This window comes from Bradyrhizobium sp. YCK136, assembly GCF_044570075.1.
In the GTDB taxonomy this organism is placed as follows: Bacteria; Pseudomonadota; Alphaproteobacteria; order Rhizobiales; family Xanthobacteraceae; genus Bradyrhizobium; species Bradyrhizobium diazoefficiens.
Map to the genome: position 1 here is coordinate 4,483,042 of NZ_CP172424.1, position 23,218 is coordinate 4,506,259.

Annotated in this window: 34 protein-coding genes; 20 read left to right on the forward strand and 14 right to left on the reverse strand. The window is 64.4% G+C overall.

Features of this window, described 5'->3' with window-relative positions; genetic code table 11:
- The first annotated feature begins 12 nt into the window (after positions 1 to 12).
- The gene (locus ACFLEY_RS21440; RefSeq protein WP_060911873.1) at positions 13 to 267 is read left to right on the forward strand and encodes a hypothetical protein; all 255 of its coding nucleotides are present in this window, start codon (positions 13 to 15) and stop codon (positions 265 to 267) included.
- A 56-nt stretch (positions 268 to 323) separates the two neighbouring features.
- Here ACFLEY_RS21440 and ACFLEY_RS21445 read toward each other — a convergent pair whose 3' ends face one another.
- From ACFLEY_RS21445 to ACFLEY_RS21480, 8 genes are all read right to left on the reverse strand, one after another.
- The gene (locus tag ACFLEY_RS21445) at positions 324 to 1,409 is read right to left on the reverse strand and encodes a 3-deoxy-7-phosphoheptulonate synthase (protein WP_011087161.1); all 1,086 of its coding nucleotides are present in this window, start codon (positions 1,407 to 1,409) and stop codon (positions 324 to 326) included.
- Between the two features lie 232 nt (positions 1,410 to 1,641).
- Entirely contained in the window at positions 1,642 to 2,220 is a 579-nt protein-coding gene (locus ACFLEY_RS21450; RefSeq protein WP_011087162.1) for an HdeD family acid-resistance protein, read from the reverse strand.
- Positions 2,221 to 2,267: 47 nt separating this feature from the next.
- Positions 2,268 to 3,332, reverse strand: a complete 1,065-nt coding sequence (locus ACFLEY_RS21455; protein WP_026192128.1) for an IS630-like element ISRj1 family transposase — start codon at positions 3,330 to 3,332, stop codon at positions 2,268 to 2,270.
- 77 nt (positions 3,333 to 3,409) lie between these two features.
- Positions 3,410 to 4,450, reverse strand: a complete 1,041-nt coding sequence (locus ACFLEY_RS21460) for a PrsW family glutamic-type intramembrane protease (RefSeq protein WP_011087163.1) — start codon at positions 4,448 to 4,450, stop codon at positions 3,410 to 3,412.
- A gap of 636 nt (positions 4,451 to 5,086) precedes the next feature.
- Positions 5,087 to 5,329 carry a hypothetical protein gene (locus ACFLEY_RS21465; RefSeq protein WP_038967122.1) on the reverse strand — a complete coding sequence of 81 codons (243 nt, stop codon included), beginning with the start codon at positions 5,327 to 5,329 and terminating at the stop codon, positions 5,087 to 5,089.
- Between the two features lie 134 nt (positions 5,330 to 5,463).
- Positions 5,464 to 6,468, reverse strand: coding sequence for an acyl-CoA desaturase (locus tag ACFLEY_RS21470; protein ID WP_060911874.1), 1,005 nt, complete (start codon positions 6,466 to 6,468; stop codon positions 5,464 to 5,466).
- Positions 6,469 to 6,590: 122 nt separating this feature from the next.
- Positions 6,591 to 7,217 (reverse strand): pilus assembly protein PilZ, encoded by a 627-nt coding sequence (locus tag ACFLEY_RS21475; RefSeq protein ID WP_060911875.1) that lies wholly within the window; start codon positions 7,215 to 7,217, stop codon positions 6,591 to 6,593.
- 206 nt (positions 7,218 to 7,423) lie between these two features.
- A complete protein-coding gene (locus ACFLEY_RS21480) occupies positions 7,424 to 8,074 on the reverse strand; it encodes a hypothetical protein (RefSeq protein WP_211434460.1) in 651 nt (216 codons plus the stop codon).
- Between the two features lie 304 nt (positions 8,075 to 8,378).
- On the opposite strand from ACFLEY_RS21480, the gene ACFLEY_RS21485 reads away from it, so the two are divergent.
- Together ACFLEY_RS21485 and ACFLEY_RS21490 are read left to right on the forward strand one after the other, a co-directional pair.
- Positions 8,379 to 9,392, forward strand: coding sequence for a hypothetical protein (locus ACFLEY_RS21485; RefSeq protein WP_396604749.1), 1,014 nt, complete (start codon positions 8,379 to 8,381; stop codon positions 9,390 to 9,392).
- A gap of 5 nt (positions 9,393 to 9,397) precedes the next feature.
- On the forward strand, positions 9,398 to 9,994 hold the full coding sequence (locus tag ACFLEY_RS21490; RefSeq protein WP_396604750.1) for a hypothetical protein: 597 nt from the start codon (positions 9,398 to 9,400) through the stop codon (positions 9,992 to 9,994).
- On the opposite strand, the gene xerC is transcribed toward ACFLEY_RS21490, so the two are convergent.
- The 4 genes from xerC to ACFLEY_RS21510 are packed head-to-tail and all read right to left on the reverse strand — an operon-like array spanning position 9,981 to position 11,912.
- Positions 9,981 to 11,147, reverse strand: a complete 1,167-nt coding sequence (xerC, locus tag ACFLEY_RS21495; RefSeq protein WP_396604751.1) for a tyrosine recombinase XerC — start codon at positions 11,145 to 11,147, stop codon at positions 9,981 to 9,983. The two genes, ACFLEY_RS21490 and xerC, sit on opposite strands and share 14 nt — an antisense overlap.
- Positions 11,148 to 11,161: 14 nt before the next feature.
- A complete protein-coding gene (locus ACFLEY_RS21500) occupies positions 11,162 to 11,425 on the reverse strand; it encodes a hypothetical protein (protein WP_396604752.1) in 264 nt (87 codons plus the stop codon).
- Entirely contained in the window at positions 11,422 to 11,715 is a 294-nt protein-coding gene (locus ACFLEY_RS21505) for a hypothetical protein (protein ID WP_396604753.1), read from the reverse strand. The genes ACFLEY_RS21500 and ACFLEY_RS21505 overlap by 4 nt, the downstream gene beginning before the upstream one ends.
- Complete coding sequence (locus ACFLEY_RS21510) at positions 11,712 to 11,912, reverse strand: hypothetical protein (protein ID WP_396604754.1); 201 nt, start codon at positions 11,910 to 11,912, stop codon at positions 11,712 to 11,714. Before ACFLEY_RS21510 ends, ACFLEY_RS21505 begins: the two co-directional genes overlap by 4 nt.
- A 125-nt stretch (positions 11,913 to 12,037) precedes the next feature.
- Between ACFLEY_RS21510 and ACFLEY_RS21515 the strand changes: the two genes are divergently transcribed.
- Complete coding sequence (locus ACFLEY_RS21515; protein ID WP_396604755.1) at positions 12,038 to 12,343, forward strand: hypothetical protein; 306 nt, start codon at positions 12,038 to 12,040, stop codon at positions 12,341 to 12,343.
- A 149-nt stretch (positions 12,344 to 12,492) separates the two neighbouring features.
- Here ACFLEY_RS21515 and ACFLEY_RS21520 read toward each other — a convergent pair whose 3' ends face one another.
- Positions 12,493 to 12,966, reverse strand: a complete 474-nt coding sequence (locus ACFLEY_RS21520) for a phospholipase (RefSeq protein WP_396604756.1) — start codon at positions 12,964 to 12,966, stop codon at positions 12,493 to 12,495.
- 114 nt (positions 12,967 to 13,080) lie between these two features.
- Positions 13,081 to 13,701 (reverse strand): XRE family transcriptional regulator, encoded by a 621-nt coding sequence (locus ACFLEY_RS21525; RefSeq protein ID WP_396604757.1) that lies wholly within the window; start codon positions 13,699 to 13,701, stop codon positions 13,081 to 13,083.
- A gap of 279 nt (positions 13,702 to 13,980) precedes the next feature.
- On the opposite strand from ACFLEY_RS21525, the gene ACFLEY_RS21530 reads away from it, so the two are divergent.
- The 16 genes from ACFLEY_RS21530 (at position 13,981) to ACFLEY_RS21605 (ending at position 23,028) form a co-directional block, all read left to right on the forward strand.
- A complete protein-coding gene (locus ACFLEY_RS21530; protein ID WP_129557574.1) occupies positions 13,981 to 14,382 on the forward strand; it encodes a hypothetical protein in 402 nt (133 codons plus the stop codon).
- Positions 14,379 to 14,546 (forward strand): hypothetical protein, encoded by a 168-nt coding sequence (locus ACFLEY_RS21535; RefSeq protein WP_396604758.1) that lies wholly within the window; start codon positions 14,379 to 14,381, stop codon positions 14,544 to 14,546. Before ACFLEY_RS21530 ends, ACFLEY_RS21535 begins: the two co-directional genes overlap by 4 nt.
- On the forward strand, positions 14,543 to 14,764 hold the full coding sequence (locus ACFLEY_RS21540; protein WP_396604759.1) for a hypothetical protein: 222 nt from the start codon (positions 14,543 to 14,545) through the stop codon (positions 14,762 to 14,764). The genes ACFLEY_RS21535 and ACFLEY_RS21540 overlap by 4 nt, the downstream gene beginning before the upstream one ends.
- Positions 14,761 to 14,955 (forward strand): hypothetical protein, encoded by a 195-nt coding sequence (locus ACFLEY_RS21545; protein WP_060911884.1) that lies wholly within the window; start codon positions 14,761 to 14,763, stop codon positions 14,953 to 14,955. The genes ACFLEY_RS21540 and ACFLEY_RS21545 overlap by 4 nt, the downstream gene beginning before the upstream one ends.
- Positions 14,952 to 15,152 carry a hypothetical protein gene (locus tag ACFLEY_RS21550; RefSeq protein WP_396604760.1) on the forward strand — a complete coding sequence of 67 codons (201 nt, stop codon included), beginning with the start codon at positions 14,952 to 14,954 and terminating at the stop codon, positions 15,150 to 15,152. Before ACFLEY_RS21545 ends, ACFLEY_RS21550 begins: the two co-directional genes overlap by 4 nt.
- Entirely contained in the window at positions 15,149 to 15,409 is a 261-nt protein-coding gene (locus ACFLEY_RS21555) for a DUF2312 domain-containing protein (protein WP_396604761.1), read from the forward strand. Before ACFLEY_RS21550 ends, ACFLEY_RS21555 begins: the two co-directional genes overlap by 4 nt.
- The gene (locus ACFLEY_RS21560) at positions 15,409 to 15,918 is read left to right on the forward strand and encodes an HNH endonuclease (protein ID WP_396604762.1); all 510 of its coding nucleotides are present in this window, start codon (positions 15,409 to 15,411) and stop codon (positions 15,916 to 15,918) included. Before ACFLEY_RS21555 ends, ACFLEY_RS21560 begins: the two co-directional genes overlap by 1 nt.
- Positions 15,911 to 17,848 carry a hypothetical protein gene (locus ACFLEY_RS21565; RefSeq protein ID WP_396604763.1) on the forward strand — a complete coding sequence of 646 codons (1,938 nt, stop codon included), beginning with the start codon at positions 15,911 to 15,913 and terminating at the stop codon, positions 17,846 to 17,848. Before ACFLEY_RS21560 ends, ACFLEY_RS21565 begins: the two co-directional genes overlap by 8 nt.
- Positions 17,849 to 17,862: 14 nt before the next feature.
- The gene (locus ACFLEY_RS21570; RefSeq protein WP_396604764.1) at positions 17,863 to 18,366 is read left to right on the forward strand and encodes a hypothetical protein; all 504 of its coding nucleotides are present in this window, start codon (positions 17,863 to 17,865) and stop codon (positions 18,364 to 18,366) included.
- On the forward strand, positions 18,363 to 18,560 hold the full coding sequence (locus ACFLEY_RS21575; RefSeq protein WP_396604765.1) for a hypothetical protein: 198 nt from the start codon (positions 18,363 to 18,365) through the stop codon (positions 18,558 to 18,560). Before ACFLEY_RS21570 ends, ACFLEY_RS21575 begins: the two co-directional genes overlap by 4 nt.
- Positions 18,557 to 20,140: a DNA cytosine methyltransferase gene (locus tag ACFLEY_RS21580; protein WP_396604766.1), complete on the forward strand. Its 1,584-nt coding sequence runs from the start codon at positions 18,557 to 18,559 to the stop codon at positions 20,138 to 20,140. Before ACFLEY_RS21575 ends, ACFLEY_RS21580 begins: the two co-directional genes overlap by 4 nt.
- Entirely contained in the window at positions 20,137 to 20,373 is a 237-nt protein-coding gene (locus ACFLEY_RS21585; RefSeq protein ID WP_396604767.1) for a cytochrome C, read from the forward strand. Before ACFLEY_RS21580 ends, ACFLEY_RS21585 begins: the two co-directional genes overlap by 4 nt.
- Positions 20,370 to 20,873: a hypothetical protein gene (locus ACFLEY_RS21590; protein WP_396604768.1), complete on the forward strand. Its 504-nt coding sequence runs from the start codon at positions 20,370 to 20,372 to the stop codon at positions 20,871 to 20,873. Before ACFLEY_RS21585 ends, ACFLEY_RS21590 begins: the two co-directional genes overlap by 4 nt.
- Positions 20,866 to 21,144: an ABC transporter substrate-binding protein gene (locus ACFLEY_RS21595; protein WP_396604769.1), complete on the forward strand. Its 279-nt coding sequence runs from the start codon at positions 20,866 to 20,868 to the stop codon at positions 21,142 to 21,144. The genes ACFLEY_RS21590 and ACFLEY_RS21595 overlap by 8 nt, the downstream gene beginning before the upstream one ends.
- A gap of 70 nt (positions 21,145 to 21,214) precedes the next feature.
- Positions 21,215 to 22,366, forward strand: coding sequence for a helix-turn-helix domain-containing protein (locus ACFLEY_RS21600; protein ID WP_396604770.1), 1,152 nt, complete (start codon positions 21,215 to 21,217; stop codon positions 22,364 to 22,366).
- 2 nt (positions 22,367 to 22,368) lie between these two features.
- A complete protein-coding gene (locus ACFLEY_RS21605) occupies positions 22,369 to 23,028 on the forward strand; it encodes a transcription termination/antitermination protein NusG (protein ID WP_396604771.1) in 660 nt (219 codons plus the stop codon).
- Positions 23,029 to 23,218 lie beyond the last annotated feature (190 nt).

Sequence of the window (23,218 nt, forward strand, 5' to 3'; positions counted from 1 at the left end):
GGAGGAACGGAAATGAAGAGGATCACCGTGGCCGTGTCGCTCGTGATCTTGCTCGGCGGCGCGGCAGTGGCGCAGACCGGCAGCAAGGGATCGACCACCACGTCGGGACCGTCGGCGGGCAATTTGCCGCCTGCACCCGTCGGTCATCGGCAGCCGCGCGCCGGCGACGTGCCGAACGAGAAGAATCTGAGCGACCCGAACGATCCCCTCAGCAAGGAAAACCAGGCGCTCGACAAGAAGATCAAGAGCATCTGCCGCGGCTGCTAGGCCGCGTCGGTGCGGGCAGGGCGCGACAGCTCGCCCCGCCCGCGTTTGCTTTGGCCTTACGCCGAGCGCTCGTGCAGCCCCGCGCGCTGGGCGTTGCGCCGGATTTCGACCGCATCGGCGAGCTGCTCGAGCACAGTTGCCGTGGTCGCCCAGTCGATACAGCCGTCCGTGATGCTCTGGCCGTAGGTGAGCGGCTTGCCCGGAACCACGTCCTGGCGGCCGGCGACGAGATTGCTCTCGATCATCACACCCATGATGCGGCTCTCGCCACCGGAAATCTGGCCGGCAATGTCGGCCATGACCAGCGGCTGGTTCTCCGGCTTCTTGCTCGAATTGGCGTGGCTCGCATCCACCATCACCAGCGGCGCGACGCCGGATTTCGCCAGCTCGTTGCAGGCCGCCGCGACGCTTGCCGCATCGTAGTTCGGCGTGCTGCCGCCGCGCAGGATGATGTGGCAGTCCTCGTTGCCCGCGGTCGAGGCGATCGCCGAGCGGCCGAGCTTGGTCACCGCCATGAAATGATGCGGATGCGAGGCCGACTTCACCGCGTCCGCCGCGATCCGCACATTGCCATCGGTGCCGTTCTTGAAGCCGACCGGGCAGGACAGCCCGGAGGCCAGCTCGCGATGGATCTGGCTCTCGGTCGTGCGCGCGCCGATCGCGGCCCAGGACACGAGGTCGGCGATGTATTGCGGCGTCGTCATGTCCAGGAATTCGGCGCCGGCCGGGAGGCCGAGATTGTTCACCGCTGACAGCACGTTGCGCGCCAGCCGCAGGCCCTTGTTGATGTCGAAGCTGCCGTCGAGATCGGGGTCGTTGATCAGGCCCTTCCAGCCGACGGTGGTGCGCGGCTTCTCGAAATAGACCCGCATCACGATCTCGAGCTGGTCGGCGAGGTCCTCGCGCAGTTTTGTCAGACGCTCGGCGTAGTCGAGCGCGGCCCGGGGATCATGCACCGAGCACGGGCCGACCACCACCAGCAGGCGGTCGTCCTGGCCGGTGAGGATGGCATGGATGGCGTTGCGCGCCGCCATCACCACACGCGTTGCGGTGAGTGTGCGCGGGACCTCTCGCATCACCTCATCCGGCGTGCTCAGCTCTTTCAGTTCACGGATACGAAGATCGTCAGTCGTGCTCAGCACGGCGGGCTCCTGCTTGTTTGAACCTGCCGGCCAATAAAAAAGCCGCCAGGTCTGGCGGCTGTTCGGACGTTTGCTTCAATATTTCAGATTGAGCGCGATCCTCCTGCCGCCAGCGAGCTGTCGTAGCTAAAGTACCAAAAATAGCTGGTGGCAACGGTGATCATGGCAGGCCATATAGCGTGCCATTGGCGGGTTGTCACCCCCCAATCGGCTTGGCGGGCGACGAGACCCCTCAGGTGTTGCTGTTGCGTGCCGCCAGCGCCATGCCGATCAGGGTGGCGCCGCCGAACAGCAGGTTGATACCGACGAGCACGCCGATCGCCCATTCCGCCGAGCTCGGCAGCCCCGTGATCACCATGAACGAGATCGCGATGTCGACGAGACCGGAGATCAGGAGCCACGACCAGCGGCCGCTCAGTTCGCGGCGGTGCTCGAGTGCGTACATGATGGTGGCGACGCCCTCGGCGAGGAAATAGGCGCCGAGCACGATGGTCAACGTCAGCACGGCCTGCATCGGCCGCGCCAGCAGCAGCATGCCGGCAAGCACGGCCAGCGCGGCCGAGATTAGCGACCACCAGAAGCCCGGCGTGCTGCGCGCCCAATAGGTCACGATCAGCCCGCCAATGCCGCTGATCAAGAACATCCAGCCGAGGAAGATCGCGATGGCAAGGCTTGCGAGCGGCGGCAGGATCAGTGCGGCGACGCCGAGAACGGCGAGCAGGATGCCCTCGAACAGGAAGGCCTTCCAATGCGCCTTCACAGTCTTGCTCATCGCGGATTGCAGCCGTGAAAGATCTTCAGGCGATGTCATCGGCAGGCTCCGGATCGAAGGGTGTGTGCTCAATCTAGTACCCGGAATCAGAGCTGAGTGATACGGCGGCCTTTGAAACGGCGTTGACGGACCTTTTTCTTGGTCCAGACGAAGGGCTCGGCTCTGTCGTTGTATGCGTTGACGTAGGCATCGATGTGTTCCTGAAGCTGCTTGAGGCTCGTGAAGGAGGTGCCGCTGAGCGACTGCCCCTGCAAGATGGAAAACCATACTTCGACCTGATTGAGCCATGACGCACTTGTCGGCGTGAAATGAAATTGCACGTTGGGGTGGGCCTTGAGCCAGTCCTCGTTCTTTTTATGGGTGTTGAGGTTGTCGAGGATGACGTGAAGCTTGCGGTTCGGAAAAGCCGCGGTGACGCTGTTCATGAAATCGAGAAACTCGACGCGGCGCCGGCGTTTTGAATGGGTCGCGATGATCTTTCCGGTGGCGACTTCGAGCGCCGCAAACAATGTTGTGGTGCCATGCCGCTTGTAATCGTGGCTTTGGCCGGTCAAGGCGCGGCCATTGGGCAACTTCAGATAACCCTGCGCTCGCTCCAAAGCCTGGATCGAGGGCTTCTCGTCCACGCACAGCACAATGGCCTTCGCCGGCGGCGCGACATAGAGGCCGACAACATCGGCGGCTTTGGCCGTAAAGTTCGGGTCGTTGCTCTCGCACCAGGACTTGCGAGCCACCAGGTCAATCTTGTGGCTGCGCAGGAACCGCCAGACATATTGGACATCGACATCGCCCAGCGCCTCGGCCAGCAGGGGGCCGGTCCAGCGCGCAAACCCTTGCGGTGGCGGCTTATCCAGCAGCTTCAGAATCCGCTTGTCGGTCGTCTTCGTATAGATCGGCTGCTTGCCAGGCCGCGGCTTGTCTTGCAGCCCTTCAAGGCCATGGTCGGCATAGCGATGCCGCCAAAGGCTGACAATCCGCGGCTGGACCCCAACTTCCTTGGCGATCGACCGGGTGCTGCGCCCATCCGCCGCCAACAGAACTATCCGCGCCCGCTTCAAATCGCGCTGCAACGTCACCGGTGAGCGACAGCACGCCTCAAGCACCTTGCGATCTTTCCTCGAAAGGTGGACTTCTCTTGCTTCGGGTATCATCCCGACCTTGAATCACGACTCACGTTCCAAGAAAAGTGGGTACTAGTATGCGCGCAGCGGGCTTGCCATCCCGTGGCTCAACCGCCGCCGTGCGCGGACGAAAAACCTTCGCCGCTGGTGCGAATGCGGTTGCGGCCGAGAATATAGATCGCCGTTGTGACAATCAGAAGCGCGAGGCCGAGCAGGATCGAGACGAAGCCGATCGGGATCAGGGCCAGCGTCAGATTGCGCTCGGGGTTGATCAGCCAGTGGTGGATCGAGGTCAGCACGAAGGCGAGGCCGAGAAAGCCGACGCCGCCGCCGGCCAGCAGCAGCGCCCACATCCGGCGCAACTGGCTGAGCCGCTCCCGCGCAACGTCCGTGCGGGGCGCGTGGTGGCGCGCGACGCGCCGCACCAGGCGGATGGCGAAGGCGATCGAGCTGAAGCCGACCAGGAGGCTCGCGGCGCCCAGCCACATCCGCAGCGTCGGGTCCAGATCCGGCATGCGCTGGAGGGTCAGCAGCGGGAAGTCGAAGGCCGAGTGCAGCGCGAGCGGGCCGGCGAAGATCAGCAGGCGGCTGGAGAGACGGGCCCAGTCGCGATGGTGCCGGTTTGCGCCCAGCGCCGTGCCGGCACGGGCGATCGTCAGGTAAGCGCCGGCGATGATGCCGAGCGCGCCGTGGAACGGCACGGTGAGGACGCTGCGCAAGGCGGCAAGCGAGCGCCACATCTCGGCATGCTGGACGAGATAGGCGAGGTTCTCGTAGGCGGCGAAGCCGAGGCCGACCGCGGCGCCATAGACCACGGTGTCCATCGGATTGGCGAAGGTCCGCCGCTTGGTCGAGGAGACCAGCACGATGGCGACCACCTTGACGGCCTCCTCGGGCAGCGCGACGCCGAAGATCGAATGCATCGCCAGCGCCGCCCAGGGATTGTCGGGGGCTGCAACCATCTTGGCGAAGGGGGCGCGGGCGAGGCCCAGCAGCGAGATGCTGGCCGCGCCGAGCAGGAACGCGGTCCAGACCTGGGCCGGTGGTCCCGGGCGCTCTTCGGCGGCAATGACGAGCCACAGCATCAGCAGCGCCGGGGCGATGGCGGCAGTTCCGATGACGGTGGGTAAAGCTTCAATCAGATACATCGGCGCCGAAAATAGGTTCCCTTGATCCGCTTATCTACAATCACCGCTGCGACCATGTGTCATGCGCTTGCTGTCGCCTCGCTTAACGGGCGTGACAGCTCCCGTTCATACGCACCGCTGGGACCGAATGCAGGCACAATCATTTGCGTATCGGGCCTGTTGGTCATCAACGCGCCTGTTGGTCCTGGATGGTCGCGATCGCATGTCCAGGATCGGGCCGCGATTGGCAAGCCAAATCAAGGAAATGCACCGGTTTCTTCGATTCACGATGCACGTCTCCCGGCGGCGAGTCTGGCAGGCGTGCCGTCCGCCAGAACAACGCGCGGCCGGGTAGATCGGCCTAGTCACGCTTCCTTGTGCGCCGGCGGGGTGATGTGGCGGTACGGCGAGCCCGCACCTGCTCCAGCTGCCAGAAGACGCGCACGAGGCACGAGCCAGGCAGAACACGATCAACAGCAGCAGGAGGGCTTGATCGACGGCGGCGACATGGATCATGGCGATAGCCAGGCAACGTGCATGCCATGCGTTCCTGCAGCGGCCTGCGCTCGGCGCGACCGCGCCTCCTACCAGGCGTTGCTTGCGGAGGCTCGAATCGGCGCGTTGGCGCAGGGCGATCGGGGCTGCCGCTGCCAGCCTTCAGTGCGTGGTGAACGGCGGCGCCGCCTCGGGGGCGATGTCGAAGGCGCCGAGATGGAATTCCTCCCCGATGGACTCGTCCGGCTCGGCGTGCTGCGCGAGCAGCGTGAACGCGGCCTGCGGGTATTGCTTCCAGATCTCGAGATCGCCGGCGGTGATGGTGAGCCAGCCGAACGTGTACATGTAGCGTCCGGGCTCGGTAACCCGGCCGACCCTGTCCCAGGTGATCTTGTCGACTGCCATTCGGTCCCCCGATCGCAAATCTGCAAATGAGGTCCGGCGCGAGGCACAGACCCTCAAAAGCTGATCCCGCAATGGGGCCGCGATAGGGCAGAGATGCGGAGGCAAGACGACCCCGGAGGGCCGCCGCCTGCCGGTCACCGCGTCGAGGCCGCCTGCGCTTCCGACGCCCGCTCCAGCTGACGGTGCGAGGCGTGGAAGACGTCGTGGACAAGGCCGATCTTCTCCATGCCCAAGATGATCAGGCCGTTGAGATCGATCTCCCACCAGGCGTGCGAGATATAGGCGTCCCGCGGGAAGCGGTGATGGTTGTTGTGAAGGCCCTCGCCGAAGGTGAGGATCGTGGTCACGAACTCGTTGGTCGAGGCGTCGTCGACCTCAAAGCGGCGATAGCCGTAGGCGTGACAGACCGAGCCGGTGAGCTGGCTGACGAGGATCAGCAGATAGGCCCGGAGCAGGCCGGAGAACAGCACGCAGCCGATCATGGTGTGCACGCCGCCGAAAACGTAGCCGATGAAGCCGGGGATGAAGACGGCCGACATCCCGTACCAGACCCAGCGAGTGCGGACGAAGAACATCGCGATGGGGTCGGCGAGGATGTCCTTGGCATAGTATTCGTTGTCGGTGGTCGCCTGGTCGAATACCCAGCTGCCCTGGGCGTGCAGGAAGCCCTTGAGCGCGCTGACATAGCGATTGCCGAAGCCGTCGAATTGCGGGCTGTGGGGGTCGCCCACGTCATCGGCATAGAGATGGTGGCGGCGGTGGTTTGCGACCCATTTGGCGATCGAGCCCTGCACCGCCATCTGGGCGATGGCGCAGAAGAAGACGCGCATGATCGGGCCGGTGCGGAAGCTGCGATGGACGAACAGACGGTGCATGCCGGCGCCGATGCCGAATGTCGTCAGCATGAACATCCAGGCAAACGTAAACAGCTCCACCTTGCCGACGCCCTGCGTGACGGCCCAGATGATGCCCGCGACCGCGCCGACATAGAGGATGCCGAGGAGGAGATAGCTCTCGCGCAGCTTGGCTTTGACGAGCGGTCCCTCGGTCACGACACCGGGGGGAAGCTGCGGCTTGGCGGCGGTGGGCGCGCTCTGAGCGGTCTTTGCCTGGGCGAACTCAGCGTCAGCGATAGACATTCCGGGACTTCCAATACGTTAGGCCCGCAATGATTGCGGACGTACTGGATCACACCCTATCGCGCAGGGCTCGCCACCTCCAGCGTTTCGTTAAGAAAGAGTTAAGATGGAGCCAGCCGGTCTCAGGCCGGCTGCGGCACGGGCGAGCGCACGATCAGGCGGACGACGTCGTCCCACTGCTGCTTCTCGGCGAATTTGACCGCAAAGCCGTTGTCGAACTTGCGGATGACGCGGCCGACGCAAGCGCCGACCGCAAGCGGGATACCGATCGGCGGATCGTATTCGCAGGATATCGCGACGCCGGCGGTGGAGACGTCGATGATGAAGCAGGGATGGGTGCTGCCGTCTGCGAGCGTCAGGAAGGTGTGCGAGACCTGCGGAACGAAGCGGGCGTCATTGCGCAGCTCTTGGACGCTGGCGTCCCTCTGCTTCTTCTCCAGCCAGGTCAGCTTCTCCGACATCCAGGCGCGCCGCGCCCGCGTCATGTCGAGTTCCATCAGGAAGCCCGACTTCAGCGTCGCGCTGATCGTGCACTGGAATTCGCCGAAATCCTGGAAGTACGAGGTCACGCGCTCGCCGATCTTGCCGACGACAGGCACGTCCACGATCATGCGGAACGGCGAGACGCGCTTGGTCCGGCAGGCGAAGGTGCGGAGCTTGCCCTCACAATCGTACCAGCGCGGCAGCGAGTAGCTGCCGTTCACGGTGACTTCCACTGCACGCTGCCTGAGGAATTCTGCGATGGACATCCGCGCCAATCGGGTTTCGGAGTATTTCCGTACTTCCACGGTAGCGGTCAAATTCTAAGTAAATGATACCGCCGCTCAGGAGCAGGGGTAAATTTCCGGTAAACGCGTGGCCCGGTCACGCACCGGCGAAAGCGGCATAAGGTCCCGATTATGGGGCACGCAAGTTCACAACACCGTCATTGAGAGCGACGGCTCGGTCGTGGCGTTCAGAGAGAGCCGAGCAGAACGAGACAGGCCAGCGCGGCCACGGCAACGAGGAGCCTGGTCGTTTTCCAGGCCAGACTCTCCGCACCGACCTTCAATCCGAACCACGGCAATGCGTGCCGCAGCGCGCGCGTTGCGAATGCTTCGACGATGGCGAGCGCGAGGGCGATGCCGGCAAGGAACGCCCATGATTCGGCCGGGGGGATCCACGGCGCCAGCCAGGCAGGCACCGAGCCTTTGAAGGACGCGAGCAGCGCGAACCAGCCGAACAGGTATGCGAAGCTCTTGATGATGTCGGGTCCGACCGCATCGGGCTCGAGCCGGATGCCGATCGCTGCGAGCGCGCGCTCGATGCGCTCACCGTCGGCGAAGAAGAGAAAGGCGCCGAGGTAGAGCGGAACCCGCGACATGAAGAGGAGGGCCATCAGTCCGAACAGAACCGTGTAGCCGTAGGCGTCGCCGAGAATGTGCACGCGTGAGGGCTCGGGCACGGTCGCGGCCTGGCGCGGCGGAAGCGACCTCGCTCGCGCCATGTGCTCGAGCATCCTGGCGCGGCGGTCCGGTGTATAGGGCGTCGTGCGCTGCATCCAGGGCGGCAGTGCCGGCGAGGCAATGCCGGATTGGCCGTCCGAGGGGGATTTGCGCTGCTCCATGGGTCCACACCGGTTCCAACAGGATGTTGGTCGGAGGTGAGGGCCGGAGAGGTTCACGGGCAGGGCGGTGAATTTCGCCGCATCGTCCGCACACCGTCGCGCGGATGGCGCTCCCTAGCGGAGCCATATCTTAAAGTAATTCAACGGGTTGTACCCCAGTGGGTCGCCTCCTGCCTCCCACAAATTCCAATGGATTTCATTCGGTGTGACCCACTTTTTAGGGGGTAAACTGGCCTGGTTCCTAGACTTTCGCCTGCCTGCCGGCTTGGTTGTGATGTGCTATGGTTGCACCAAGGGGTGGGGAATGTCCGGGCAAGTTGTTTTAATGAAGATGGCGATGGGCCGCTACCCAGCTGTGGACGCGGTGGTTCCCGGAACCGTATTGTTTGAAGCTTGTAAGAAATATCACGCAGATGACAGCGCGATTGCGTACGTGGTCGGATCGGCCCTTAGTGCGAACTCAATGGTCGATCCTACAAATGCGATCTATATCGCCGATTTAGAAGACACTCCTCAGTTTCACTCGCTTCTGTTGGTTCGTGGAGATCCAAAACGAGCAATCCCGGCCTTTGTGAACCCGCGCTCCCGGACGGTGAAACAATCGAAGCCAGATGATCCCGGTTATGTGCCCGGCGCATCCTGTCACCTAATCATTTCCAAACAGGAGATCGCCGCGGGGGCCGACCAGGGTCGCTTCCGGATGGTCATGCAACAAACTCGTGGGATCGGCCGCACCTTAGCGAAGGATTTTCTTACCCTGCTTTTGATGCGCTTTAGCGAGGACCATCCAGATCGCTTTGTCGCCGAAAAGAAAAGAAAGCGCAAAGCTGATAAGCCCGAATCGGTGTCCTACCGACCGACGGTGCGGTTCCATCCTCAAATGAACGGCAATTTGAAGAAGGACCTGGAGGAGGGGCGCATTGGGGGGTTCAAGCTCACGCGGGGCTCAACAAAATTTCGAGGCGAAGCTGATGAACCATCAGTCGAGCGGCTTGACGTACAGTTGCAGGCTCGAATTGCTCCAACTCGAGATTTTTTGAAGGTGAAGCGGCTCGTCGATCACGTGCGCCAGACGTTGAATGTGATCTCTTTCGAATCCTTGAATGTCGAACTCGTCGACGACAGTGGCCATCATTTGGAAAGCGTGTCGACGGCGACGGTCAACATCGCGAATCTCGATGACGCTGACATGCGCTACTGCAAGACTGTTACTATGCCGGACCATGACGGAGAGGAGGCTGAGTGCTATAGTGCCTTCCACCTCCCAACCAAACAGTTCGCCATTAAGTGCCTTCAGACTCCTGAGCATTGGAAATAACACAGATGTTCTGGTGGCTCCGAGAGCTATTGTCCTGTTTCAAATTCATTGCCATCACCGGCAATCGGGGATTTTTTCAATCAAAACGCGTGTATGAATTCGTTTTGCCGGGTATGGCGGCCATCGGCGCTTTTGCTATCTACTTCGCTTTTCCCGCTATCTTCGCTCCGTCGTTCTTGAAGAACTTCTCGGCAAGCGTTTTTCAGGTGATGGTATTCGTCGTCCCCTTTCACTTGGCGGCGCTCGCCGCTTTGTCGACCTATCAGTCGGCTGGTTTGAACGAAAAGCTTCCCGGCTCAGAGGCGCAGCTGCGTCTCTGGAGCAACGTCGACAATGGTTATTTTTATCATCAGGTGACGCTTCGGCAGTATGCAAGCCTGCTTTTCGGCTATCTCTGCTCTCTGGGTATCGCGTACGTTCTAATCTACATGTTCGCCGCAGGCATTGATCTATCGAACGCGCTTACAGGGGCGGGGCATTTCACGCTCGCCTACAACACCGTTCTCTTCGTATCCTTCTTCTTCGTCTTTCATTATGTGACGCTGACCGTCTATGCGATCACTTTCTTGTTCGACAAGGTCAACAAGATCAAAGTGATCTGATAGGGGGGGAGATCAGTCCCATCCCCCCGCCAGCCAGCAGCTGCCGCCGTGCCTTTTCCGTGTACAGCTCCGCCTGAGCCAGCGTCTTCCAACCAAAGATCGCCATCAGCTGGTGCGCCGTCGCCCCGTTCTCCGCCGCTATGGTCGCGCCGGCCTTGCGGAGGCCGTGGGCGCGTCCAGGGACGCCGGCCTCGAGACAGCGCCGCTCGAACCAGTTGCCGAGCCCCTTGGTGCTGTACGGCTTGCCGAACTCGGTCTCGATGAAGGTCATGGCGCCGAGCACCCCTGCACCTTGTGCGGCGGCGATTTCGGCCTCGAGCTGGGCCAGCATCGGGATCACCACGTCGATCGGGGCGCGCTTGCGGTTCTTGAACTGCCGGAAGGCGAGCCAGCGGCCGGGATGGATCTCGCGCATCGCGGGGGCGATGTGCTCCGGCCGGCGAATGAACTGCTTGCCGAGCCGGGCGACATCGGACAGCCGCTGTCCGGAAAATAGGAACAGCGCCAGTGCTAGGCGCGCTTTGGTGCCGACCGGATGTCGCTCCCGATACTGCTCGATCTCCTCTAGCGTCCAGGTGTGCCAGCCGCCGGTCTCGACGCGCGGCAGCAGGTCGACGCCAGCGGCGCGGTTGACCGGGATCAGCTTCTCGGCAACAGCCCACTCGGACAGTTTACGCAGCGCCTTAAGCCAGGCGTTGGCGCTGTCGATCGAGGTCGCCGCCTTGCGGCGGATGAGCACCTTGATCTTTTCTTCCGGGATATCGCAGGGGAGGTCACCGATCTCGCGCTTGTCGGTCTCGCTCCAGGACTCATCGCAGATGTTGGACAGGATCCGCCGGCGGACCTTCTGGGTCTCCTCGTCATAAGCGCGGAATTCCAGGCTCTCGCGGAAGTACCGCTTTTCGATCAGCCAGCGCAGCGACCGCTCGACCACCTTCGGCGGTGCCGGCCTCGGCGTCTCGCCCTGCCGCAGATAAGGCCGGCCGGCCATGGCTGCAGCGAACTCCTCAAGGAATTCTGCCGTGCCAGGCTGCTCGCGCAGGCGGACCTTGCGATATTTCGCGGTGCCGGTGATGCGCCTGCGGAAATAGCGCCGCAGCTTGCCGTGGCGATCCGTATCCTCGTAGTAATAGCGCTGGTCGATCTCTGGCACGGCCTTGGCCTGGTTCAGCTCACGCCGGCCCAGGCATCCGTGTCGGGCGCGAGGGGCGCGGCTTCGTCGTCCTCATCGGGGAGGTTCTCGAAGGCGATGTCAAGCAGGTAGCGATCCCAAACCCGGCAGCCGCGCACCAGCTTGCCGCGCGGCATCAGTCCCTCGCGCACCAGCTCGTCGAACTTGCTCGGCGACATGCCGACCCAGTCGGCCGCGGCCGCCCGGCGCAGGCCGCGCGGGGCATAGGCGCGCTCGCGGTGATCGGCGACCTGCCTCAATGACCATCCTCCTCCGGAGCCGTCCGGAACGGCGGCGCCGCCTCCAGCTGCCGGCATATCTCGCCCTGCCATGCGCCGCAGACCATGCAGGCGCCGTCGAGGTCGATCTCGCCGGTCTCGCAGCGCCGCGGCGGGGTGCCGTCACCGTGCGTCGCGCGCTCGATCGAGTGGACGCATTCGAGCATCCGCGCGACGATCGCCTCGCAATGACCGATGTCGAGGCTTTTGACGCCGCGGGCGTTGAGGTCGCGCCAGAGCGCGCCGGCCATGATGATGCTGACGCCGCTCATATTGCCTCCGCCGTCTTGTGGTGAAGCTGTTCGCCCCGGATCTCCGCGCGGCCGCTGGCGATCAGGCGATCGGCGACGCCGTCGCTGATTCGCCGCGTGCCGAACCGCCAGCCGCCCCGCGTGCGCCGCTCGAACGGGCTGAGTTCGAGCAGGCGAAGGAAATAGGTTTCGGTGTGGGTGTTGGCGCGCGTGCCCATCGTCATGCGCTCTGGATGACCGGCGTTGCCGCCAGCGGGGCCTCGATCGCGACCGCGACAAAATGGTGGCTGGCCAGCAGCTCGCGCCATCGCGCGGCACCGGAAGATCTGCTATCGAACGGAGCATGTCCGATTTCGATCTCAGCAAAATCAGCCTCGATGAATGGTGGAAGGTGATCGCGACCGCCGGCGGTGCGATCACCGTCGCCGCAGTCGCAGCCAAGTTCACGCCCGCGGTCCTGCTTGGCGTCGGCTTGCTGCTGTTCGGCGTCGGCGAATGGTTCAATCACCCGCTGCAGACGAAGGTGGGTCTCGGCTTCAAGATCACGGGGCATCCCTGGCGGCCGAAGATCTTCGGCCTGCTGATGGACGCTGCCGGCCTCGTCCTCGCCGGTCTCGGCATTTATCGCCTGATCGCCGGCGTCGTCTAGCGAAACCGCTCCCACGCCCGGCGCCAGCTCGAGCCAAGCGTTGGGTAGGAGGGTGCCGTAACGCCATCCGTCGTCGGCAACCAGCGGCTCTCCTTCGGGCCATCGCGTCTCGATCAGCCTGCGGATAAACGAGGGGATGATCTGCCGGATCATGCCGCCGCCCCATTCTGCCGGCTATAGGCGAGGCTGCGGGCTGCGTCGGTGTGCTCGAAAATCTGCGACTTGCGCCAGCCCATCCGCATTAGGTCGGGCAGGGCGGCGCCATCGCTGCGAGTGGTGAGGACGATGAAGTCGTCGGCAAGCTGGGCGATCGCGGCGGCGCCCTCCAGGTTGGCGCGGGCCGCGGGCAGCGCGGGCGGCGCGATCAGTGCGGCAATGCGCTCGCGCTCGATCTGGACGGCCTCGGCGGCCGCAGCTGCGTCGTGGCGGGTCTTGCGGTCCTTGAGGAGCGCGTCGAGCGTGGCCTGGCGGTTGAGGCGCTTGCCGCGCATCACCGGCTCGGTCCGAGGGCATCCCCGGGCGCGGACATCTGCGAAGCGGCCCTCGGCGCGGATGTGGAAAAAGCCGTGCAGCTTCAGTAGCTGGTCAAAGGCGGCGGCGGTCAAGTCGTTTGGGCGCGGCACGGCTGCAGTCTCCCGTGAGATGTTTCACGGGAAGCAGTAATGCAAATTGCATTATTTCGTCAATGCGTATTGCATTAGTCGATTTTTGGAGCCCCTTCGCTTATGGTCAGATCTTCACTTGGGCACCATGTTCTTCACGGCGGCGGCCCACTCGATCCGAACGTCGAGGATCGGCGGTTCAGTCTGGGATAGCAGGTGAAACAGGCCGCGCGACTTGCTGCGCTGGATCTTCTTGATCAGGATTCGACCGTCCTCGATGCCGACGACGCAAAGGCGGTTGATCAGGTCCGTGGTGACTGGCCGGCGGACATCGTCATAAAAGACCAGCCATCGATCAAAGAAAGATCCTAGGCTGTCTCCCCGGATCTCCACCGCGACCGTCTCCTCGGTCGTGCCGTTCGGGGCGGGGACCTCGTCGAGGGGCGCATCGTTCGCGAAAAAGTGGGTCTCGGCGCCGGCGCCGACGTACCCGACTAGGGCAACATAGCGCTGCTCGCTCGCCGGTAGCTTGGCCGGCCGCCGCTCTTTCGGACCTTTTCCGGTCAGCAGCCATTCCAGGCCGACGTGGAACTTCCGCGCATACTTGTCTGCGGCGTCCCGTCGAAACCCACGGGTGCCGTTTTCGTGCTGGGCGTAAGTGACCTCTTTGACGCCTAGAGCGTCGGCCGCAGCCCTTACCGTGCCGAACCCGGCTTCTTTCCGGGCTGCGGCCAACCTTTCATGCATTTCAGCCATAAATGCATTTTGCATTGGGTTGTAATGCGAAAGGCATTGACGTGAATAATGCAAAACGCATTGTTGCGTCATGGGCGGAGACGTGATTCGGCGGGCGCGGGAGATGGTCGGCGAGAGCCAAGCGGCTTTCGGCGCGCGTTTCGACGTCGACCAGAGCACCGTCCATCGCTGGGAGACCAAGGGGCCGCCGACGCGCGGTCCCGCTCGCCGCGCGCTTGAGAGTGAGATCTCGCGTATCGGGGCGCGGTCCGCGCCGGGCATGGCTTAGGGCGGTTTGTCATGGGGCAGAAGGCTACGGGCAAGCCGGCGATATCGCCAACTCTCGCAGGGGGTGAAGTCCCCGCCAGAAAGGGGCGAAGTTCGCCCTCCTGGCAGCCCGTCCTGCAATTCCTGCAACGCCGTTTCAAGGTTGGTTTTGCTTGGGAATTGCACGTTCGGACGGGCCGGCATCCCGACGTTTGTAAATCGTGGAAAACCGGAAAGCACGCGCCCGACGCCGAGGCTTTAATCGCCTTGATCAACTCGGACGTCGGTGACGACGTCATCCGCATCCTGACCCGCAACAATACGCAGGCGTGGGCCAAGGCGCTCCGCCGCACGCACGAAATCGCAAAGCTGCGCAGCCTGCAGGCCGACACCGAGCGGCGTCTGGCTGCCCTGGAGCGGGGGCTCGAACCATGATCGAGGACGTCGTTGCGCGTATCGCAGATCCTGACGATCTGCGCTTCCTGATTATGCTGGCGGCCGTGCTGATCGTCGGCGTGCTGGCCGTTGTGACCGGCGCGCAGATGCTGCCGTGGGACGCCGATGGCGGATTCGGCTTTCGCTGGGCGAGGCGGCGATGAAGGTCGCGCGCGCCATCCTGTTCGGGCTCGACCGGCGCGTGATCGTCGGCGCCGTGCGCGTCGTCATCACCGATGCCGCTCCGAAAATCATCCTGCTCGGCGCCGACGCATTCCTGCCGATGCCGGTGCCGCCCGGTTGGGACGCCAAGGCCGTTCTCGCCTACGGCCAGGAGCCGCCCTTCCGCGCTGATGAGGGCCGCCTCGAGGTGGTGCCATGACCGGCAAGATTGTCTGGGCCGCCTGGCATCCGCGGCACGGCTTCGAGATCCCGCATTTTTACGACGGCGCGGTCGCCTTCGCCGATATCGACGACGCGGTGCGGCTCGTCCGCACCCTCAACGCTGACGACAAGACCAACAATCGCAACGGCTGGCGCGCGGTCAAGACCATGCTGGTGAGGGCGCCATGAACGGCCGCACCATCGCCACCACGCAGATGATTGCCGATGCCGCCGCGCGTGCGCTCGAAAACGGCCACGATCTCAAGACCTGGACTGCGCATCGCATAGCGCATGACCTGATGCGCTATGACGCCGATTTCGAGGGCTGCGATTACACGCGGCTGGTCTCGGTCGCGCAGCTCTGGAAGCGGGGGCTGTCGTCGTGAGCAGGGAGGCCAAAACCAGCGCGGAAAAAATCGCCAAGGATCAGCTGAAATCGATCGTTGAGCGGATCGAGCGACTGCTCGAGGAGAAGAAGGCGATCGGCGACGACGTCACCGCCGTCTACGCCGAGGCCAAGGCAAACGGGTACGACACCAAGGCGCTCAAGACGATCGTGAGGATGCGGGCCCAAGACCCGAACGAGCGCGCGGAGTTCGAGACCATCCTCGAGATCTACATGCAAGCGCTGGGGATGCTGTGATGATGCAGGCCCCGGTCAACACCACGGATGCTCGCGCGATTGCCTTCGACCTTTCGGAGCTGCCTGATCTTTCGCTGACGCCGTGCCGCCGGATCTGGCTGTCGCAGCGCGAGCCGATCTGGGCGCTGGTCGATGCCGTCGATTTCGCCTGGCTCTCGGAAAACATGTGGAACGTCTGGCACGCCGGCAACGGCCGCGGCGACAGCTGGATGCTCTACGCCAAGCGCAATGTCGGGCCACAGCGCTCCACCGTGCGCATGCATCGCGAGATCATGATCGCGGCTGATCCCGGCCGGGACGATGCGTTCCTCGCCGCCCATGTCGTCGACCATATCAACGGCCAGACGCTCGACAACCGGCGCTGCAATCTGCGCTGGGCCACCAAGCGCGACAACGCCATCAGCCGCCGCACGCGCGGCACCGCGCCGACGCTCGACGCGATCGTGCGCCAGATCATGGCCGATGCGCTCGCAGGGGCTCGCCAGCTCGAGGAGATTCCCTTTGACTGAGCTGGTGAAATACGAGGCCGCCTGCCTCGCGATCGCCGAGGCGCTCGCGGTCGACGAGGTCCAGTACATCCGCGACGAGTGGAAGGCGATAGAGGCCGCCTCGCGGATCATGAAGAACCTCGACCTCGAGCTGCGGGCGATGCAGATCCGCTTTCGCGCGGAACGCCGGCTCGGCGAGCTGGTGATCAAGCAGCGCGAGACGGTCGGCCTCAACCGCGGCGGGCGGCCCAAGAAGGCGGAGAGGGAAACCGATTCCGGCGAGGAATCGGTTTCCGTGCCGACGCTGCGCGAGGCCGGGATTGCGCCCAAGGAAAGCATGCGCGCGCAAAAGCTGGCGCGCGTGCCGGCCGAAAAATTTGAGGCGCTGCTGACGGCACACGCCGAGGAGGTCCGGTCGGGCAAGGCCAAGGTCGCGACCGACCTGCTCAAGGTGAATACCGAGGAGGAGGGGCGGGTTCATCGCCGCAACCTGGCCTCGGTGCTGGCCTCCGCCTCGTCGCTGACGCCGTCGGGCAAAAAGTATCCGGCGGGCTACGGCGACCCGCCCTGGGCACGCAAGGCGGGGATCGGCAACCGTGCCTATGAAAACCACTACACCACCATGTCCTGGCCGGACATCCTCGACTACCTCAAGCGCGTCGGTGAGGCGCTGCAGCCGGACGCGTGGTTCTGGATGTGGATTCCGCGCGCGCATCTACTCGCAAAAGTCTCCTATCTGATCGAGGTGACACTTGCCGACGGCGAGATCGCCATGGCCACCGCCGATCTGCCGCTCGCCTATGCCTGCCAGCTCGCACTCGGCATGGATAGCTATTCGACCTGCTACGTCTGGACCAAGACCGACGAGGAGCATCCGGACCAGAGTGGAACGGGCTTGCTCGCGTGGGATCAGGACGAGCTGCTGCTGCAGTTCAAGCGCGGCCGCGGCCTGCCGAAACCAGCCAGCGACGAAAAGTTCGGCTCCAATCATCGCGAGCGGCCGCGTGAGCATTCGCGCAAGCCCGACCACTACCGCCACATGATCGCGACCATGGTCGGCAAGGACAGCGACGGAGCGCCGCTGCCCGTGCTCGAGCTGTTTGCCCGCGTCGATGCAGAGCATCCGCTGCCGGAGAATTGGGACGCCTGGGGCAATCAGGCCGGCGTCGCGCTGCAAAGCAGTGCGATCGCCAACCCGACCGATGTGGCGGCTTCGCCGTCATCGGCGGGCGATGCGGATTCAGACCTCCCGGTGCCCTCCGGTGAGACCGAGGCGGCCGCAGCGGAAGCAACTGACGGGGCCAGCGCCGCTGCGGCCGTCGCGGACAGGGCGACCTATGATGCCGGCGACGTCATCACCATCGACCAGCTGGCGGGCTCGGAATGGCTGGCTGCGACCGAGGTGCCCGAATTCGATCCCGCCTCGATTGGCGAGCGTGAAGCGCTGAAGATCCTCTCCGACTTCTGCCACCCGCGCCGTGATCTCGCGCCGGTGCTCGGCGCGTTCTACCTGGCGCGCGGCTACGCCTGCCAGCAAGGCGAGCAATGGGCGCTGCGCGGCGCCGGCTGGGATCGCCTGCGCGAGCTGGAGGCGGCCGAGCTGCCGCCGGCGCCGAAGGCCGACCTGACCGAGCCTTACCGCGCACCGCAGATGAGCCTGTTTGACGCGGCCCGCCAGCTCGACGACGCACCGCCAGCCGAGGTCGTCGACGGCGTCCTGCAGACGCGCCTGCCGGTCGATGCCGACGAGCTCGCCGAGCAGCTCGCGCTGCTCGAGATCTCCGCCGGCCGCTGGGACTCGGTCGAGCCCGACATGATCCGCCACCTCGTTGGCGCGCGCGGCTTCGCGCACTGCACGACCGATCGCGTGCTCGTCACTGACGAGGGCAGGGCGTTGCTGGCGCAGCTGGTCGCGCCGGCATCCGTTCAACAGCAGGGGGCAGAAGTGTGAAACAGAGCAAAATCATGTCGCTCGTCGAGAGCGTCATCAACATCGCGGTTGGGTTCGGGATCAGCCTTGCGGCGCAGATGTACTTTCTCCCGCTGCTCGGCGTCACTGTGTCATTCCGGCAGAACCTGTTTTTCGCGCTGATCATGACTGTGATCTCGATCGCGCGCTCGTATCTGCTGCGGCGAGTGTTCGAGGCGCTACATATCCGCCGGCCTCTGTCTTCGTTCATGCAGGCCGTCATTGCCGAGCGCTTCCGCCAGATCGAGCAGGAGGGCTGGTCGACTACGCACGACGACGCGCATCCGGTTGGTGAACTCGCTGCCGCGGGCTCGTGCTACGCGATCATGCCAACGTGGCGCCGGCGTGCGGATGACGACTTCGGGCGGGAACCGCCGATGGTCTGGCCGTGGTCGCTTGAGTGGTGGAAGCCGCAGGGCAATCGCCGTGATCTGGTCCGTGCTGCAGCGCTGGTCGTTGCCGAGGGCGAAAAGTTCGATCGCAATCGGGGGCGCAAGTGATCGACATCAGCACCAACGTCGCCGTCGGCGCCGGCTCGATTCTTCTCTTTGCCGGCTTCATGCTCGGCTACACCATCGCCTGGTGGCAGCGCGGCCGATATCTCGACAAGGCGCTAGAGGACGTGGCCGAGCCGCAAATCACCACGCTTGTCGTCGGCGATCTCGAGACCCGTTTCCGGAGGTCGCAGCGGTGACGCGAAAGATCCTCGTCGCCGACCTGTTCTGCGGCGCCGGCGGCTCCTCCACGGGCGCCGAGCGCGCGCTGGCGCGGCTCGGACTCGAGATGGAGCTGGTCTGCGTCAATCATTGGGGCACGGCGCTGGAAACGCATCAGCGCAATCATCCCCGCGCGCGGCACTATTGCGCCGATATCAGCCAGGTACGTCCGCACCAGGTGGTGCCGGAGGGCTATCTCGATTTGCTGATGGCCTCACCGACCTGCACGCATCACTCGATCGCGCGCGGCGGCAAGCCGACCAGCGACCAGCAGCGCAGCGATCCCTGGCACGTCATCACCTGGCTGACCGAGCTGCGCGTCAAGCGGATGCTGATCGAGAACGTCTGGGAGTTCACCAAATGGGGGCCGGTTGATCCTGAGACGCGGCGGCCGATCAAAGACAAGGAAGGCCTGTATTTCCGCGAATGGATCGAGACCATCCGCCGGCTGGGCGCGACGTCGATCGAGTGGCGCAAGCTCAATGCCGCTGACGTCGGCGAGGCGACGACGCGGCAGCGGTTTTTCGGGTTCTTCCGGTTCGATGATCGGCGGCTGACGCTGCCGGTTGCTACGCATGCGAGGCGCGACGTCGCGCCGGCGACGGCGTTGAAACCGTACCGCCCGGCGCGCGAGATCATCGACTGGTCGATCAAGGGCCGCTCGATCTACGCCCGCAAGAAGCCGCTCGCGCCAAAGACGCTCAAGCGAATCTATGCCGGCATCGTCAAGTTCGGCTGGCCGGAGCCGTTCATCATCGTGCTGCGTCGGCATATGGCCGCACAAGGCATCGACGTGCCGCTGCCGGCGCTGACGGCGCGGGGCACGCATGTCGGCTTGGTGCAGCCGCTGATCATCAACCGGGCAGGCGAGGGGCGTGGGGAAGCGAGGGCGCATTCTATCGACGCGCCCGCGCCGACCGCGACAACCTCGGGCGCCGGTTACCTGGTCGAGCCGTTCGTGCTCTCGCGCCACGGCGACGGTGCGCCGCGTGGCGTCGACGAGCCGACGCCGACGCAGGTCGCAAAACACTCGCACTGCCTGATCTCACCCTATTATGGCTCTGGCTCTGGCGAGACGCTGCGCAGCGGCGAGGACCCGCTGCCGACCGCGACCGCCAAGGCACGGTTCGGGCTTGTGGTGCCGATCACCCATGCCGATGCATCCAATCGTGCCCGCGACGTCGAGGCCGATCCGCTGCCGACGCTGACGACGGCCAACCGCGGCGAGCTGGCGTTCATCGCGGCGCAGTTCGGCGAGCGTCCCGGCCAGGCGCCGCGCGTGCACGATCTCGCCGATCCGGCGCCGGCCGTCTGCGCCAGCGGCCATGTCAATCTGGTCGAGCCCGGACTCGAGTACGACATCCTGTTCCGCATGCTCGAGCCGCACGAATTGGCGGCGGCAATGGGCTTCGGTCCCGATTACCGCTTCGCCGGCACCAAGACCGAGAAGGTCAAGCAGATCGGAAATGCCGTCTCCGTCGCGCAGATGGAGGCGAACGTCTTCGCCATCATGCAGGACGAACGCGCGGCCCCGGAATTCCTGGAGGCGGCGGAATGAAGCACAAATGGAGCGAAAAGACCCGCGCCCCGAACGGCGACAGCCGCAAGGTATGCACGCGCGAGGGCTGCGAGATCATCTGCGTCTCGTGCCATGGCGCCGACAGCCACGGCCGCCAGGATCACTGGAAGGAATGGTATCGCGGCAGCGAGAAAATCCAGGTCGGCGGCAACACGCCGGTGTGTGAGGCCGTGCCGACTTCGCTGCGCGAAGCGGCGGAGGTGCCGGCATGAATCCCGACAGAACCTGCGTGCGCTGGTCTGCCGGCGAAGATGCCGACTTGTTGCGGCTGCGCGACGTCGAGCGGCTCGATTGGCCGGCGATCGCGGCCGCGCTGCCAGGGCGGTCGGGACCGGCATGCGAACAGCGCTATTACGGCAAGCTGAAGGGCGCCCGTGACCGCTCGCGCCGGCCGCGCGGTCCGAAACCGAGCGTTCCTGCGGTGTCCTGGCGCAAGCGCGGCGTTGCGGCTGCCGGCATTGTGCCAGAGGTCGCCGCCATCGTTGCGCCCGCGGCGCCCGTGCTGCCGATGCCTGTCGTCGAACGCAAGCGGATGCCGCTGCTGGATCACCTGCGCGAGCGCGCCGAGCTGCAGCTGCGGATCGATAGGCAGGGCCTGACAGCGGCGTGGTTCGGCGACCCGCCGCCTGGCCGGTCGGCACTCGACAAGCGCGCCAGCGGCTCTGCAGGGCATCCTCAGCCATCATTGGCGGGCGGAGGGTCTGATGGCTGACACAAGCGTCGTCCTGCGCACGCTCGGCTCTGGCGGTCCGCAGGCCCTCAAGTTGGCGACGGTCATCACCAAGCTGGTCGTCAAGGTGGCGGATCGCGAGGTCGACGGGCTCGACAAGTATCAGGTCGTCAGCTTCGGCCGCACCGTCAACGGCGCGCGCTTCCCGGATCGCTGGTGGCCGCGTCTCAGCCGCGCGATCGAGACGGGCGCAATCGAGCGCCTCTCGGTGCAGGCGATCGTCGACGTCATGATCGATCACGACCGGCCGTAGGCAAGCCGCGATTGTCTCTAGCGTTCTGTTGCTTACCGCGTCCAGTTGACTCCATCTCTCAAGGCATCACGTGTCCAATCCTCGTCTATCGATCATTCCCGCGGGGGCGGTGACTGATCGCTCGCTCGAGCCGCGCGACCTGCAAACGCTGTGTCTGCTCGGCCGTCACATCGATCGCGCCGGCTGGTGCACGCGCAGCCAGGTGCGCATGGCGTCCGAAATCGGCTGCGGTCGCGCCACATTGCAGCGCTCGCTCGATCGGCTGTATGAGGCCGGCTGGGTGGAGAAGCGCCGGCGCGACACTTGGCGGCCGGAGGATTCGACGCCGTCGTCGAGCTATGCGTATCGCGTGAAGCTCGACCGGGATGATTTCGACCTGAAAAGCCTCGCGCGCGATGCTGATGATGTCGACGACGAGAGCCATGCAGAAAGCGCGGAAGTGCAGGAAAACGGGGAGGGGGTGCCCGCTGGTGGGCAGGGGTGCCCGCCCGTGGGCACGGGTGCCCATGCATACGCGGGCACGGGTGCCCACACATACGTGGGCACCAAGAACGACCCCTTAGAACGACCCCTTAAAACGATTGAGAGAGACGCGGGTGCGCGCGCGAGGGATCGTAAGGATCGGTTCAAGGCCGAGTTCCGTGAGCGATGGCCGACCTCTGCCGTCGACGATCGCCAGCGCACCGACTATGCGGCCGATGCGCTCTCGGCCGAGGAGGAGAAAGCTGCGCTCGACGGCGTCAAGCCGTTCCTCGAGGAGCTAAAGCGGCAGGGCCGTAAGACCATTCCGTCCGGCTGGCGCTACCTCGAGGACAAGCGCTGGACGCTGCTGAAGCAGGGCGAGGGCTCTGCGGAGGGTGGCGCTTCGCGAACGGCTTTCGATGTCGGGGGCGAGGAGCACCGCGCGCTCGAGGTGCTGTACGCGGTGGCCAAGGCGCGGCTGTTCGTCAACGCCGGCAAGGTGATCTATCGCGGCAGCATCACGCCGCAGCTGCTTGCCTTTGGCGGCGTCGCCGACAGGGCGTCCTGGCACTGGATCACCAACCGTCAGCAGGTCGCGGCCTGGCAGGCGTTCATTGGGGCGAACGTGTTCGGCGTCAGATCGCCGCTGCTCGAGCGTCGGGGCGGCGAGGATGGCTTCCATGCGCCGGCGCCATGGCCGCCGCGCAAGGACGGAACGTGGTGTGACGTCGAGGCATCGCAGGCAGGGGGAGACGAATGAACATGCATTACGAGATCGGGCAGTTCGTGGGCTATGTGACGGCGAGCGAGCTGCAATCTGTGCCTGCAGTGCCTCGCACCTGGAGCATTCTGCAGGTGATGCCGGGGCGCGACGCCAAGGTGATGAAGGCCTTTCGCGAGCGCTGCATCAGCGGATGGTCTCCAACGATTGTCAGCTTCATCAAGCGAGGCACTCGCGATCTCGCGCGTAAGCCTCACTTGGGCCGGCGCGTCGAAAAGCCGTTTCTTCCCGGTCTGATCTTCCTGCCTGAATTCGAGCTACGTCGAATGGGTGAGATCCGCAGCATCCCTGATGTCGACAACCTGCTCGACTTCGGCAAACTGCGATCGTGGCTCTACCCATCCGAGATGCAGTTCGTGCGCGAGATCGTTGCAATCGAGAGCATGCTGCCGTCGCGACGCAAGCCTGCGCTGATGCAGCTGTTCGTAAAATACGGTTTCGTCACGGAAGCAGTCGCCGAGGAGGAGACCAGCCTCAAGGTTGGTCGTGAAGTCCGCGTCGCTGATGGCCTATTCTCCGGCTTCCTCGCGCTGATCGAGCGAATTGACTCAAGTGGCCGACTCAGCGTCTACGTCAAAGACGGAAAGCGCGGCGTCAAGGTAAACGGTTTGACCGAGACGCAGATCGAGCTGATCGACTAATTCGCGGTGCGGTGCATTCGCGGCAGCTCGGCTAAAAGCGCAGAGCCTGATTCCAGGCGGACGCGCGAAGCGTAACCGACACAAAGCCCGGCCATCGCGCCGGGCTTTTGCATGCATAGGTGTGCGGTAGCGCGCCTGTGCGTTACCGCTGCCCTCCTTGGGCGTTTCCTCCCTGACTTCGTGGCGCGTT